Source organism: Burkholderia sp. WSM2230 (assembly GCF_000472445.1).
GTDB lineage: Bacteria > Pseudomonadota > Gammaproteobacteria > Burkholderiales > Burkholderiaceae > Paraburkholderia.
In genome coordinates, this window is sequence record NZ_AXAJ01000003.1 from 318,075 (window position 1) to 330,077 (window position 12,003).

The following is a 12,003-nucleotide window of genomic DNA, read 5'->3' on the forward strand; positions in this document are numbered from 1 at the left end:
ATCCGGTTCACGAAACGCAAAGCCCGCTTCTCCGAGGCGGGCTTTTTTCATGGTGCCGGCCTCGCACGCGCCCGAGGCACCCGAGCCGTTGCCCCACGCTGGTTAGAATAGAACAACCAACATCCGAAGCAGGGGCCGATCATCATGAAGACCTACGACAAACTCTATATCGACGGCAAATGGATCGCGCCGTGCGGCACCGGCACGATCGACGTGATCGACTCCGGCACCGAGCAGGTCATGGGACGCATTCCCGAAGGCGTCGAGGCCGACGCCGAAAGCGCAATCGCGGCCGCGCGCGTGGCCTTCGACGGCTGGGCCGCGACGCCCGCCGCGGAGCGCGGCGATTATCTGGAGCGCATTGCGGCGAACCTGAAAGCACGCACCGACGAACTGGCCGGGTTGATCGCAGGCGAAGTCGGCATGCCGGTGAAGCTCGCGCGCGCGATTCAGGTGGGCAGTCCCGTCTACAACTGGAGCGCGTACGCGGAACTCGCAAAGAGCTTCGAGTTCGAGAAGCGCGTCGGCAATTCGCTCGTCGTGCGCGAGCCGGTCGGCGTGGTCGCAGCAATCACGCCGTGGAACTACCCGCTCAATCAGATCACGCTGAAGGTCGCGGCGGCGCTCGCGGCTGGTTGCACGGTAGTGCTCAAGCCATCCGAGATCGCGCCGCTCAATGCGTTCGTGCTGGCCGAGGCGATTCACGAAGCCGGGCTGCCCGCCGGCGTGTTCAATCTCGTGAGCGGTTATGGGCCGGTGGTCGGTGAAGTGCTGGCGAGCCATCCATCGGTCGATATGGTGTCGTTCACGGGCTCGACTCGCGCGGGCAAGCGCGTGTCCGAGCTGGCGTCGGCGACTATCAAGCGTGTCGCGCTCGAACTGGGCGGCAAGTCGGCGTCCGTCATTCTCGACGACGCCGATTTCGCCGCCGCCGTCAAAGGCACGGTCAGCGCATGCTTTCTGAACTCGGGGCAGACCTGCTCCGCGCACACGCGCATGCTGGTGCCCGAGGCGCGCTACGACGAAGCCCGCTCGCTTGCGAAACAGGCGGCCGAAAGCTATGCCCCTGGCGATCCGCGCGATGAAAAAACGCGTCTCGGACCGCTCGCGTCCGCCGCGCAGCAAGCGCGCGTGCAGCAGTACATCGCGAAGGGCATCGAGGAGGGTGCCGAACTGGTGACGGGCGGCGCGGGACTGCCCGGCGGCGTGTCGAAAGGCTTCTTCGTCAAGCCGACGGTGTTCGGCCGCGTCCATCCGAAGGCGACGATCGCGCAAGAGGAAATCTTCGGCCCGGTGCTGTCCATTCTGACCTACAAAGACGAAGAGGAAGCGATTCGGATTGCCAACGATTCGCCATACGGACTCGGCGGCGCGGTGTGGGCGGGCAGCGACGAGCGCGCACGCGGCGTCGCGCGCCGCATGCGCACGGGCCAGGTGGACATCAACGGCGGCGCGTGGAATATGGCGGCGCCGTTCGGCGGCTTCAAGCAATCGGGCTTTGGACGCGAGAACGGCGTCTATGGCCTCGAGGAATATCTCGAGTTCAAGTCGATGCAATTCAAAGTCTGATAAGGATGACCGGCGTCAACCTTCACGCAGATGCGGCGAGCCCATTCGCGCGCAGCTTGATCTGACGCAACTCCGGCCGCGCCCGACGGACGATTATCCACGCTTCGATAATCGTCCGTCGGGTACGTCATGCTTCACTCTCATTCGTTCTCTCCGCTAGTCATCCGCGGCCGCTCGTTACTGCCGATCGTGCAGGGCGGCATGGGCGTCGGCATTTCGGCGCACCGTCTCGCCGGCAGCGTTGCGCGCGAGGGCGCGCTCGGCACCATCGCGAGCATCGACCTGCGCCATCACCATCCTGACCTCGTCGAACTCTGCCGGCAGTCGCCCGACCGCGCCACGCTCGAACAGGCGAACCTCACGGCGCTCGCGCGCGAAATCCAGGCGGCAAAGAAGCTCAGCGAAGGCCGCGGCATGATCGCCGTCAACGTGATGAAGGCGGTCAGCGCGCAGGCGGATTATGTGCGCGTCGCCTGCGAAAGCGGCGCCGACGCCATTGTGATGGGCGCAGGCCTGCCGCTTGATCTGCCGGAGATGACGCAAGGCCACGACATTGCGCTGATCCCAATCCTGTCGGACAGCCGTGGCGTCGCGCTCGTGCTGAAGAAGTGGATGAAGAAGGGCCGCTTGCCCGACGCGGTGGTGATCGAGCATCCGGCGCATGCCGGCGGCCATCTCGGCGTCACGAACATCGCCGACATGAACGATCAGCGCTTTGACTTCATGCGCATCCTCGAGGAACTGGAGGCCGTGTTTGCCTCGCTCGGGCTCGATCGCAAAGAGGTGCCGCTGGTCCTCGCGGGCGGTATCAATAGCCATGAGGCCGTGCGCGCGCTGCTGAACGCAGGCGCGAGCGGTGTGCAGCTCGGCACGCCGTTCGCCGTGACCGAGGAAGGCGACGCGCATCCGAACTTCAAGCGCGTTCTGGCTGAGGCCGCGCCGGAAGACATCGTCGAGTTCGTCAGCGTGACCGGCTTGCCCGCGCGCGCCGTGAAAACGCCGTGGCTCACGCGCTATCTGCGCCACGAGGCGCGTATTCGCGAGAAGGTCGGCGCGCTCAGACATGCGTGCCCGACCGCGCTCGAGTGCCTGAGCGTATGCGGCTTGCGCGACGGCGTCGAGAAGTTCGGACATTTCTGCATCGACACGCGGCTTGCCGCGGCGTTGCGCGGCGACGTGGCGAACGGGCTGTTTTTCCGCGGCAAGGAAGCGCTGCCGTTCGGCTCGGCGATTCGCAGCGTGCACGACCTGATCGAACTGCTGCTGACCGGCGTGGCGCGACCGGCTGTCGCAGGACGTTGGGCGTTTTCGCTCGGTTGATGCGAGTCAAACTGTCGCGCGGCCTAAGCTTCGACAATCCCCGCACATCATCAATAAACGGGGAAGGGAAAAATGAAACTCTCGCTCAGTAACACGATCAGGGCCGCCGCAATTGCATCGGCGCTGCTTTGCGGGGCCGCGCTGAGCGCGCCTGCACATGCTGCCGCCGAAGACTCGATGAGCGGCATCCACGCCGGCGACGTGCTGGTGCGTCTGCGCGCAATCAGCATCATGCCGAGCGTCTCGACGACGGGAACGCTGTCGACACTGAACACGGACGTGAACAACGCGACGGTGCCGGAGCTCGATCTGACCTACATGATTCGCGACAATCTCGGCGTCGAACTGATTCTCGGCACTTCGCGCCATCAGCTCACGTCGAGCATCGGCGGGTTGGGCGGCGTGAACGTCCTGCCGCCCACGTTGCTGCTGCAATACCACTTCAATCACGCCGGGCGCGTGCGTCCCTATGTCGGCGCGGGCATGAACTACACGCTGTTCTACAACAATGGGCTGCACGCCGGCGCTCAGCCGGTGTCGATCCGCAATCACAGCTTCGGTCCGGCGCTGCAGGCAGGCGTGGACGTGCAGGTGACAAAGACGCTGTTCGTCAATGCGGACATCAAGAAAATCTGGATGCACACGGACGCATCGCTCGGCGGGCAGGCGCTCGGCCGCGTGAGCATCGATCCGGTGGTGGTGGGGCTTGGCGTCGGCATGCGCTTCTGAGCAGTGACCCGGCGCATGGAGTAAGCGGCTTCGCAGGGGTGTCCGAGCGGACGCCCTTGCAATTCGCTCAAAGCTTGTCGTTCTGAAAGCGCATGGCAGTGCCTTCCTGCTCGATGCGCGTCCACACGGCGCGCTTTTCTTCGTCGCTCAGGAACACCCAGTTCGACACCTCGCCGGCCGTGCGGCCGCAGCCTTTGCAGACCTCGTCGAAAAGTGTCGAGCACACGCCAATGCATGGGCTGTCGGGAAGAGCGTGGAGATTGGAAGCCATCTTGAACCTTGCAGCAGAAAAGCGGAGTGCCGCTATGTTAACCGATACGCGGCGCGAGCCTGCTCGAGTCTCGAGTCTCGAGTCTCGGGTCGGGCGGCGAGGCCGGCCGCGCTGCTACGCGCCCGGCGGTTTCATCGCGCAATGCTGTAGCCGATCCGCGCCATCCAGTGCTGACGGTTGTTGTAGTCGAGCAGGTCCTCGCCGTAGCCGTTGAAATAGCCGATCCACAGATAGCCGCCCCACGCGCTGCCGAGCAGCTTCGCGAGCGGATAGGTCAATTGCGTGTCGACGCTGCCGTACCAGTGCTTCGTGCCTTTGCGCAGCGTGGTCGCCAGTTGCCAGCCGTCCGGGCTGCCGTATTTGACGAGCAGGTCCACATAGCCCCGATAATCCGCAATGTCGGGGTTGTTTTTTTTGCCGAGATAGTAGTAGATCTTCGGCGACACCGTCAGATGATTCGCTGTCAGATCGCCGAATTCCCACGTCGGGCGGATAAACGGCATGTTGATGCTGCGCGAATCGTTTCCTCCCTTGCCGTTCGATTCATGCGCAATGCCGGCCGCGAAACCCATCCGCGTAAAGAACGGACTGCGCCAGCCGGTGTCCGGCACGTAGTAGAACAGCTGCGGCGAGTATGTCGTGTCGCGGAACGGCCGCGAGTCGGCGGAAAGATCCCATACCGATGTCTGCGTGTACGCGAAGTACAGGTTGTCCGTGAAGGCTTTGGAGCGCAGGTCGTCCGGGATGCGCAGGCGATACTTGAAGCTCAGCTGCAACCGCGCATTGGTGTCGCCGTTGTGGCCGGCGGCGATATACATCGGCTCGTAATAGGAGACGTGCGCGAGGACGCCGCGTCCGGTCGTCAACAACGAGTCTCCGGGCGGCGCGATCGCGTCGCCCGACGGACCGTCGAGCGCGGCCGCCGTCGCAGCGGCCTGCGCGGGCGTGCTGGCCTTGCTCTCGCTGCGCTCGGCCTGAGCGATCGCATCCTGTTCGGGGCCGCGATTGATCACGACGAGCGCCGGCGAAGCGTCGAAGCCAACTGGGTCGATGCGTACTTCGCCGCGCGCCGATTCCGGCCAGGGCGTGGTGAAGCGCACCTTGCGGAACTGGCCCGGCCGCAGACGCAGCGTGTCGGGCACGCCCGCTTCGCGCGCGAGTTCCAGCGGCCGCGGAGATTGCTCGCCGCCGCTCAGATTCACGCGCAAGGTCTGGGGCACGGTGACGGTCAGAGGAACCGCGTCGTCGGCGGAATAGAGCAGGGTGATCTGCAGCGGCTCATTGGCCGCGGCGATGCGCGCGGGCTGCAGCATGGCGACCGTGGCGGCTGCCTCGCCGGAGACCGCGCACAAGGCCAGTACCGCAACGGCGCGTGCGAGCTTGCTGCGGTTCCGGTTCCGGTTCCGGTTCCGGTAGCCGGGCGGGCGGCGCTGCGTCGTGGACGTACGATGGGTGAAGCAATCGAAAGTAGCGGTAAGGAACGCGAGGCAGAAAGCAGCAAGAGGCATGGGCTATCGTCCAGGAGCGAGGGCTGCGAGGCAAACGGCGCGACGCGTGTCGGGTGAAGTTATGCACGATGCATCGCATCGCATTGCCTCGCCGTCTTGGGGGCGAGACGCTTGCAGATGCAAAACTCGGTGGCGGAGAATGGCCGCCGCGACTCCGCGCGCAGCCATGTAGATCACGGCAGCAGGTGGCGGCGCAGCAGCGCTCAGTCGCGCGGCGCAAACTTCGAGACTAAAAGAATATTTACAAGTTCACTGCAACCGCAGCCGAAACCGTAGCAGCGGTCGCTTGAGCCGGCCGCCTCAATCGCCGAATGCGACCTGCCACAGCAGCGCGCCGTTGAGCATGATGATGAAACTTGCGGACATCCACGCCAGCACCAGCGGCACGCCGTGCACGCGCCAGTCGCGCATCAGGCGGGCGTCGGACGCATAGCGGATCAGCGGCACTACGGCGAGCGGCAATTGCAGACTCAGCACCACCTGGCTTGCGACCAGCAACTGATTCGAGCCTTCCTGGCCGAACATCGTCACGGCTACGAGGGCCGGTCCGATCGCGAGTGCGCGCGTGAGCAGCGCGCGCTTCCAGCGCGGCAGCCGCAATTGCAGAAAGCCTTCCATTACCGCCTGGCCCGCCAGCGTGCCCGTCACGGTCGCGCTCAGGCCGCAGGCGAGCAGTGCCGCTGCGAACAGAATGCCGGCCCAGCGTGTGCCGACGAGCGGCGCGATCAGACGATGCGCGTCCGCGAGATCCGTGACGTCGCGGTGACCGCTCGAATAGAACACAGCCGCCGCGACGATCAGCAGTGCGGCATTGATCACGAAAGCAAAGAGAAGCGAGCCGATGGTGTCGATATTGACAACGTGCAACGCGGCCCGGATCTGCGCGTCGCTGCTGTCGGGCGCATGGTGCTTGACGAGCGACGAGTGCAGATAGAGATTGTGCGGCATTACCGTCGCGCCGACGATGCCCGCCGCGAGCCATAGCATGCCCGCATTGCGCAGCAGTGCCGGGCTCGGCGCGGTGCCGGCCAGCGCGGCATGCCAGTCGGGCCGCGCGAGCGCCAGTTCGATCACGAAGCACAGACCGACGAAACCGATCAGCGACGCGATCACCGCTTCCAGCTTGCGGCCGCCTTTCTGCTGGAGCGCGAGCAGCGCGAACGTGCATACCGCCGACATCAGCACGCCCACGGTCAGCGAGACGCTCAGCAGCAGTTGCAGCGCGACGGCGCTACCGACCACCTCGGCGACGTCGCAGGCGATGATCGCGACCTCGCTGGTGAGCCACAGAAAGATCGTGCGGCGGGGCCCGGAGCGCTCGCGGCAGACCTGCGCGAGGTCGCGCCCTGTCACGACGCCGAGCCGTGACGACAGCCATTGCAGCAGCATCGCCATCAGGCTGGAAAGCACCACCATGCCGAGCAGCTTGTAGCCGTAGCCGGCGCCCGCGCCGAGCGCCGTCGCCCAATTGCCGGGATCGATATAGCCGACGGCGATCAGCGCACCCGCGCCGACGAACGAGAACCAGTGCGCCGGTCCTCCTTCGGGTAGACGCCGACGGCGGTTTGGGCGCAGCGCGAACGGATTGGTGTTCATGGGTGCCTGAGGTCAAAGACTGCCTGATTCCGCAAGGCCTGTGCCCGGCGGAGGGGCGGCAGCCGTGAGTCGCGGGGACGTGGGCAGATGGTATGCGCTGTGTTTTCGCTGGGCGGGGGCGGGCGGCCAGGTACGAGCTGGGCGACCAAGCCACGCCGACAGCGACCGAGCCGACGGAGCCGACGGAGCCGACGGAGCTGGCCGAGCTGGCCGAGCTGACCGAGCTGACCGAGCCGCACCGACACTGACCGAGCCGCACCGACACCGACCGACACCGACCGACACCGACCGGCACCGACCGACACCGACCGACACCGACCGACATGGGAACCGAGCCCGCGCCCCCGTCACCGGTGGGCGGTTGTCAGCTATTGTGCTCCGTCGCCGGGCATCGTGTTGGCTTGGGACGTCGGCTTGTGGCTTGCTCGAAGCGCGCTTGATGCGTTCTCGAGGCCTGCCTGACCCCTGTTTGAATCCTGCTCGAAGCCCGCTCAAAGCGCGAATGGACCCTGCATGGGAACCCCGCGCAAAGCCAGACCGTTCAGCGCACAGCCTGGCTCGCCCACCCCAACACACAGTCAACCACACCGCCAACCCCGAACCCCGGCCAGGCAGCCGGCGCCGTCGCTCATCACCGCCCCGTCATCGTCCTGCTTCCCGGGGGTTTTTTTCAGGTAGACACGCGCCCATAACCCGCTAAAATTGCGCCCATTTTCCGCCTGCGCGGCTTACGCTGTACCGTTTGCGCGACACTGCGGCATTTTTTTTGGACCGCGCAATAATTGATGGTAGTTTTCGGGTTTTTCAGGGGAGCCGCAAGCGCAGCATCGGCGCTGCGTCGCGGCGTGCGTGAGGACGGCCGGCTCGGACCGGTCAGATCGGAGAACGGGATGAAAAGACGGGTAGTGGGGCAAGTGGCTGCGCTGGTCTTGTGCGCGGCGCCGTGGCTGACGGCGGCAGCGAAAGATACACAGCTCAACGTGTATAACTGGTCCGATTACATCGCCAAGGACACCATTCCGAACTTCACCAAGCAGTCCGGCGTCCAGGTCAAGTACGACAACTACGACAGCGACGACACCCTGCAAGCCAAGCTTCTGACAGGCAATTCGGGTTACGACATCGTCGTGCCGACCAGCAATTACGCCGGCAAGCAGATCGCCGCGGGCATTTTCGCCCCGCTCGACAAATCGAAGCTGCCCAACCTCAAGTATCTCGATCCGTCGCTGATGGCGCTCGTCGCCGGCGCCGATCCGGGCAACAAGTTCACGGTGCCCTGGGCATACGGCACGACCGGGCTCGGCTACAACGTCACCAAGGCCCAGCAGATTCTCGGCAAGAACGTGCCGCTCGATAACTGGGACATCCTCTTCAAGCCGGAAAACATTTCGAAGCTGAAGGCCTGCGGCGTGTCCGTGCTCGACGCGCCGGACCAGATGTTCGCCGCCGCGCTGCATTACATCGGCAAGGATCCGATGAGCACGAACCCGGCCGACTACCGCGCCGCGCTCGCCATGCTGAAGAAAATCCGTCCGTATATCACGCAGTTCAACTCGTCGGGCTATATCAACGATCTGGTCGGTGGCGACGTCTGCTTCGCCTACGGCTGGTCGGGCGACGTCGTGATTGCGAAGCATCGCGCGATTGAGGCGAAGAAACCCTACAAGATCGAGTACTACATTCCGAAGGGCGGTGCGCCGGTGTGGTTCGACGTGATGGCGATTCCGAAGGACGCGAAGAACAAGGAAGCCGCGCTCGAGTGGATCAACTACATCGAAACGCCGCAAGTGCACGCCGCGATCACCAACGCCGTTTACTACCCGAGCGCGAACCTCGAAGCGCGCAAATACGTGGACAAGGACGTCGCGAACGATCCGGCCGTGTACCCGCCGCCTGAAGTCATCAAGACGCTGTTCCTGTTGAAGCCGCTGCCGGCCGAAGTACAGCGGCTGCAGACGCGGCTGTGGACCGAGTTCAAGTCCGGCCGCTGACCCGCGGCTACAGTGAACGGGTCGGCATCATCAAGAAGCCCTCGGTTGTTCACCGGGGGCTTTGTTCGTCAAACGCCGGAGTAAAGCATTGTGATGAGTAGTGAGCAGTCGGGCGCGCTCGACCGGACGGCCGGGCCGTCCGCCGTCGGCAACGCCGCGATCAACGACGCAGCCGGGAATTTCGTGCAGGTCGTCGACGTCGTGAAGAAGTTTGGCGAGACCGTGGCCGTGAAAGGGGTCAATCTGTCGGTGAAGAAGGGCGAGCTGTTCGCGCTGCTCGGCAGTTCCGGCTGCGGCAAGTCGACGTTGCTGCGCATGCTCGCCGGGCTCGAGAGCGTGAGCTCGGGCAAGATCCTGATCGACGGCGAAGATCTGGCGCAACTGCCGCCGTATCGCCGGCCGGTCAACATGATGTTCCAGTCATATGCGCTCTTTCCGCATATGACGGTGGAGTCGAACGTCGCGTTCGGTCTGAAGCAGGAGGGCGTGCCGAAGACCGAACTGAAGGAGCGCGTGCAGACCGCGCTCGAACTCGTGCAGATGGCCCGCTTCGCGAAGCGCAAGCCGCATCAGCTCTCCGGCGGCCAGCAGCAGCGTGTCGCGCTGGCGCGTTCGCTGGTCAAGCGGCCGAAACTGTTGCTGCTCGACGAACCAATGTCCGCGCTCGACAAGCAGATCCGCCAGCGCACGCAGATCGAACTCGTGAACATTCTCGACAAGGTCGGCGTGACCTGCATCATGGTCACGCACGATCAGGAAGAAGCGATGACCATGGCGAGCCGCCTCGCCGTCATGAGCGAAGGCGAGATCGTGCAGCTCGGCACGCCGCACGAAGTCTACGAGTATCCGAACAGCCGTTTCTCGGCGGAATTCATCGGCTCGACAAATCTGTTCGAAGGTCATACTGTCGAGGACGAACCCGACCACGTCTTTATCGAAACGCCGGATCTCACCTGCCGCCTGTATGTGAGCCACGGCATTACCGGCCCGCTCGGCATGCCGGTGACAATCTCGGTGCGGCCGGAGCGCATCGCGCTCACGCGCAAGCCGCCCGAAGGCGCGTTCAACTGGGGCAAGGGCGTGGTCTCCAATATCGCGTACATGGGCGGCTACTCGCTGTATCACGTGAAGCTCGAGGGCGGCAAGACCGTGATCGCCAACGTGACGAGCCTCGCGCTCACGGAAATCGATCCGCCCACGTGGGGCGACGAGGTGTACGTGCGCTGGAGCGCATCGGCCGGTGTGGTGCTGACGTCATGAAGCGCCAGTTCAACGCTGTTCTTAACTGGCCGGTGCGGCGCTTCAATCTGACCGGCCGCACCGCGGTGGTGGCCGGTCCCTTCGTCTGGCTGCTGCTGTTTTTTCTGGTGCCGTTTCTGCTGGTCGTCAAGATCAGCTTTGCCGATTTGCAGCTCGGCATTCCGCCATACACGGAACTCACGAATTTCGCCGACGGCGCGCTCAATATCAAGCTCGATCTGTCGCATTACGCGTTTCTCGTGACGGACAGCCTTTATTTCGCGACGTATGTGAATTCCGTCGTGGTGGCGGCGATTTCCACGCTGCTGTGCCTGCTGATCGGTTATCCGATGGCGTATTACATCGCGCGCTCGAATCCGGCGCGCCGTAATCTGCTGATGATGGCCGTCATGCTGCCGTTCTGGACGTCTTTCCTGATTCGCGTGTACGCGTGGATCGGCATTCTGAAAAACAACGGGCTGCTGAATAACTTTCTGATGTCGATCGGCCTGATTCATTCGCCAATCGAGCTGTATCACACGAATACGGCTGTTTATATCGGCATGGTGTATTCATACCTGCCGTTTCTCGTGATGCCGTTGTACGCGCATCTCGTGAAAATGGACATGACCTTGCTGGAAGCCGCTTACGACCTCGGCGCGAGGCCGTGGAAAGCGTTCTGGCACATCACCTTGCCACTTTCGAAGAACGGCATTATCGCCGGTTGTCTGCTGGTATTCATCCCCGCGGTGGGCGAGTACGTGATTCCGGAATTGCTTGGCGGCGCGAATACGCTGATGATCGGCCGCGTGATGTGGAATGAGTTTTTCGATAATGCCGACTGGCCGATGGCATCGGCTGTGACGTGCGCGATGGTATTGCTGCTGTTGGTGCCGATGGCGTTTTTCCAGTACGCGCAGGCCAAGGCGATGGAGGAGCGACGCTGATGAAGCCGAACCGGTTCTTGCAGTTCACCGCATTGGCGTTGGGCTTTCTGTTTCTGTATGTGCCGATCATCAGCCTGATCGTCTATTCGTTCAACGAATCGCAACTCGTCACGGTATGGACGCGTTTTTCCACGCGCTGGTATGCGGCCTTGCTACACGACGACGAGCTGATTGCAGCAGCATGGCTCTCGCTGAGAGTGGCGGTGCTGACGGCGTTTGCGTCGGTGATTATCGGCACGTGGGCGGGTTTCGTGCTCGCGCGCATGGGGCGTTTTCGCGGCTTCACGCTTTACACCGGCATGATCAACGCGCCGCTCGTGATTCCCGAGGTGATTCAGGGCATATCGCTGCTGCTGCTATTCATCGAAATGGCGAAGTGGCTCGGCTGGCCGGCGGGGCGCGGCATTTTCACGATCTGGATCGGGCACGTCATGCTGTGCATTTCATACGTGGCGATTATCGTGCAGTCGCGTGTGAAGGAACTGCATCCTTCGCTGGAGGAAGCGGCGCTCGATCTCGGCGCGACGCCTGTGCGGGTGTTTTTCTCGATTACCTTGCCGTTGATTTCTCAGGCGCTGGTGTCGGGGTGGCTGTTGTCTTTTACGCTTTCCATCGACGATCTGGTTTTGTCCGCGTTCCTGTCGGGGCCGGGCTCCACGACGTTGCCGCTGGTGGTTTTCTCGCGCGTCAGATTGGGGCTGAATCCCGAGATGAATGCGTTGGCAACCTTGTTCATCGCGGTGGTGACCGTTGGCGTCGTGGCGGTCAATTATTTTATGCAGCGCGCGGAAAAGAGGAGGGTGGGGCTCGCATAAGTTTGTCGCGCCCCAAGG

General features: G+C 63.5%; 10 protein-coding genes. 7 read left to right on the forward strand and 3 right to left on the reverse strand.

Annotated features, from left to right (window positions below):
* Nucleotides 1-144 precede the first annotated feature (144 nt).
* The 3 genes from A3AC_RS0109795 to A3AC_RS0109805 all read left to right on the forward strand — a co-directional run bounded on the left by A3AC_RS0109795 (nucleotide 145) and on the right by A3AC_RS0109805 (nucleotide 3,618).
* Nucleotides 145-1,569 (forward strand): aldehyde dehydrogenase family protein, encoded by a 1,425-nt coding sequence (locus A3AC_RS0109795; protein WP_025598623.1) that lies wholly within the window; start codon nucleotides 145-147, stop codon nucleotides 1,567-1,569.
* Nucleotides 1,570-1,698: 129 nt separating this feature from the next.
* The gene (locus tag A3AC_RS0109800) at nucleotides 1,699-2,889 is read left to right on the forward strand and encodes an NAD(P)H-dependent flavin oxidoreductase (protein ID WP_025598625.1); all 1,191 of its coding nucleotides are present in this window, start codon (nucleotides 1,699-1,701) and stop codon (nucleotides 2,887-2,889) included.
* Nucleotides 2,890-2,961: 72 nt separating this feature from the next.
* On the forward strand, nucleotides 2,962-3,618 hold the full coding sequence (locus A3AC_RS0109805; RefSeq protein WP_025598627.1) for an OmpW/AlkL family protein: 657 nt from the start codon (nucleotides 2,962-2,964) through the stop codon (nucleotides 3,616-3,618).
* Nucleotides 3,619-3,685: 67 nt separating this feature from the next.
* Here the strand turns inward: A3AC_RS0109805 and A3AC_RS0109810 are convergent, their stop codons facing one another.
* The 3 genes from A3AC_RS0109810 to A3AC_RS0109820 form a co-directional block, all read right to left on the reverse strand.
* On the reverse strand, nucleotides 3,686-3,889 hold the full coding sequence (locus A3AC_RS0109810) for a DUF1289 domain-containing protein (protein ID WP_025598629.1): 204 nt from the start codon (nucleotides 3,887-3,889) through the stop codon (nucleotides 3,686-3,688).
* Nucleotides 3,890-4,020: 131 nt separating this feature from the next.
* A complete protein-coding gene (locus A3AC_RS0109815) occupies nucleotides 4,021-5,397 on the reverse strand; it encodes a phospholipase A (protein ID WP_025598631.1) in 1,377 nt (458 codons plus the stop codon).
* A 300-nt stretch (nucleotides 5,398-5,697) separates the two neighbouring features.
* Nucleotides 5,698-6,993, reverse strand: a complete 1,296-nt coding sequence (locus A3AC_RS0109820) for an Nramp family divalent metal transporter (protein ID WP_025598632.1) — start codon at nucleotides 6,991-6,993, stop codon at nucleotides 5,698-5,700.
* Nucleotides 6,994-7,883: 890 nt separating this feature from the next.
* On the opposite strand from A3AC_RS0109820, the gene A3AC_RS0109830 reads away from it, so the two are divergent.
* From A3AC_RS0109830 to A3AC_RS0109845, 4 genes are all read left to right on the forward strand, one after another.
* Nucleotides 7,884-8,984 (forward strand): polyamine ABC transporter substrate-binding protein, encoded by a 1,101-nt coding sequence (locus A3AC_RS0109830; protein WP_025598633.1) that lies wholly within the window; start codon nucleotides 7,884-7,886, stop codon nucleotides 8,982-8,984.
* Between the two features lie 93 nt (nucleotides 8,985-9,077).
* The gene (locus A3AC_RS0109835; RefSeq protein ID WP_025598634.1) at nucleotides 9,078-10,244 is read left to right on the forward strand and encodes an ABC transporter ATP-binding protein; all 1,167 of its coding nucleotides are present in this window, start codon (nucleotides 9,078-9,080) and stop codon (nucleotides 10,242-10,244) included.
* Nucleotides 10,241-11,170, forward strand: a complete 930-nt coding sequence (locus A3AC_RS0109840; RefSeq protein WP_025598635.1) for an ABC transporter permease subunit — start codon at nucleotides 10,241-10,243, stop codon at nucleotides 11,168-11,170. The genes A3AC_RS0109835 and A3AC_RS0109840 overlap by 4 nt, the downstream gene beginning before the upstream one ends.
* Nucleotides 11,170-11,985 carry an ABC transporter permease subunit gene (locus A3AC_RS0109845; protein ID WP_025598636.1) on the forward strand — a complete coding sequence of 272 codons (816 nt, stop codon included), beginning with the start codon at nucleotides 11,170-11,172 and terminating at the stop codon, nucleotides 11,983-11,985. Before A3AC_RS0109840 ends, A3AC_RS0109845 begins: the two co-directional genes overlap by 1 nt.
* Nucleotides 11,986-12,003 lie beyond the last annotated feature (18 nt).

What these genes read in the sequence shown, in the direction of transcription:
- A3AC_RS0109795 (WP_025598623.1), top strand. Translation starts at nt 145, where the DNA reads ATGAAGACCTACGACAAACTCTATATCGACGGCAAATGGATCGCGCCG.
- A3AC_RS0109800 (WP_025598625.1), top strand. Translation starts at nt 1,699, where the DNA reads ATGCTTCACTCTCATTCGTTCTCTCCGCTAGTCATCCGCGGCCGCTCG.
- A3AC_RS0109805 (WP_025598627.1), top strand. Translation starts at nt 2,962, where the DNA reads ATGAAACTCTCGCTCAGTAACACGATCAGGGCCGCCGCAATTGCATCG.
- A3AC_RS0109810 (WP_025598629.1), bottom strand. Translation starts at nt 3,889, where the DNA reads ATGGCTTCCAATCTCCACGCTCTTCCCGACAGCCCATGCATTGGCGTG.
- A3AC_RS0109815 (WP_025598631.1), bottom strand. Translation starts at nt 5,397, where the DNA reads ATGCCTCTTGCTGCTTTCTGCCTCGCGTTCCTTACCGCTACTTTCGAT.
- A3AC_RS0109820 (WP_025598632.1), bottom strand. Translation starts at nt 6,993, where the DNA reads ATGAACACCAATCCGTTCGCGCTGCGCCCAAACCGCCGTCGGCGTCTA.
- A3AC_RS0109830 (WP_025598633.1), top strand. Translation starts at nt 7,884, where the DNA reads ATGAAAAGACGGGTAGTGGGGCAAGTGGCTGCGCTGGTCTTGTGCGCG.
- A3AC_RS0109835 (WP_025598634.1), top strand. Translation starts at nt 9,078, where the DNA reads ATGAGTAGTGAGCAGTCGGGCGCGCTCGACCGGACGGCCGGGCCGTCC.
- A3AC_RS0109840 (WP_025598635.1), top strand. Translation starts at nt 10,241, where the DNA reads ATGAAGCGCCAGTTCAACGCTGTTCTTAACTGGCCGGTGCGGCGCTTC.
- A3AC_RS0109845 (WP_025598636.1), top strand. Translation starts at nt 11,170, where the DNA reads ATGAAGCCGAACCGGTTCTTGCAGTTCACCGCATTGGCGTTGGGCTTT.